General features: G+C 66.0%; 1 protein-coding gene. It reads left to right on the top strand.

All coding sequences use genetic code 11. The annotated features are described in order from the left end of the window. The gene (gene tuf, locus CIW48_RS32850; RefSeq protein WP_091778141.1) at nucleotides 1-1,191 is read left to right on the top strand and encodes an elongation factor Tu; all 1,191 of its coding nucleotides are present in this window, start codon (nucleotides 1-3) and stop codon (nucleotides 1,189-1,191) included.

Below are 1,191 nucleotides of genomic sequence, written 5' to 3'. Positions count from 1 at the left end.
ATGGGCAAGGAAAAGTTCTCCCGCACCAAGCCGCACTGCAACATTGGCACGATTGGTCACGTTGACCACGGCAAGACGTCTCTGACGGCGGCGATCACGAAGGTTCTGGCTGAGACGGGCGGGGCGACGTTCACGGCCTACGACCAGATCGACAAGGCTCCGGAGGAGAAGGCGCGCGGGATCACGATCTCGACGGCGCACGTGGAGTACGAGACGCAGAACCGTCACTACGCGCACGTGGATTGCCCCGGCCACGCCGACTACGTGAAGAACATGATCACGGGCGCGGCGCAGATGGACGGCGCGATCCTGGTGGTGTCGGCGGCCGACGGCCCGATGCCGCAGACCCGCGAGCACATCCTTCTGGCCCGTCAGGTCGGCGTTCCGGCGCTGGTGGTGTTCCTCAACAAGGTCGACATGGTCGACGACGAGGAGCTTCTGGAGCTGGTCGAGCTGGAGGTGCGCGAGCTGCTGTCGAAGTACGACTTCCCCGGCGACGACATCCCGATCACCAAGGGCTCGGCGCTGATGGCGCTGGAGGACAAGGAGCCGAAGATCGGCAAGGAAGCCGTTCTGGCGCTGATGGCGACGGTGGATGCCTACATCCCGCAGCCGGAGCGTCCGATCGACCTGCCGTTCCTGATGCCGATCGAGGACGTGTTCTCGATCTCGGGCCGCGGCACGGTGGTGACGGGCCGGGTCGAGCGCGGGATCGTGAAGGTCGGCGAGACTGTGGAGATCGTCGGCATCCGCGACACGCAGACCACGACGGTCACGGGCGTGGAGATGTTCCGCAAGCTGCTCGATCAGGGTCAGGCGGGCGACAACGTCGGCGTGCTGCTGCGCGGCACGAAGCGCGAGGACGTGGAGCGCGGCCAGGTCGTGTGCAAGCCGGGTTCGGTGAAGCCGCACTCGAAGTTCAAGGCCGAGGCCTACATCCTGACCAAGGAGGAGGGCGGCCGTCACACGCCGTTCTTCACCAACTACCGGCCGCAATTCTACTTCCGCACGACGGACGTGACCGGGATCTGCACGCTTCCCGAAGGCACCGAGATGGTGATGCCGGGCGACAACGTGACCATGGACGTGGCGCTGATCGTGCCGGTGGCCATGGAAGAGAAGCTGCGCTTCGCCATCCGCGAGGGCGGCCGCACCGTCGGCGCCGGCGTCGTCGCCGCCATCAACGACTGA

The sequence above is a fragment of the Methylobacterium sp. P1-11 genome (assembly GCF_008329595.1).
In the GTDB taxonomy this organism is placed as follows: Bacteria; Pseudomonadota; Alphaproteobacteria; order Rhizobiales; family Beijerinckiaceae; genus Methylobacterium.
The sequence above is the reverse complement of the archived record's forward strand: the minus strand, read 5'-3'. Positions and strand labels throughout refer to the sequence as shown.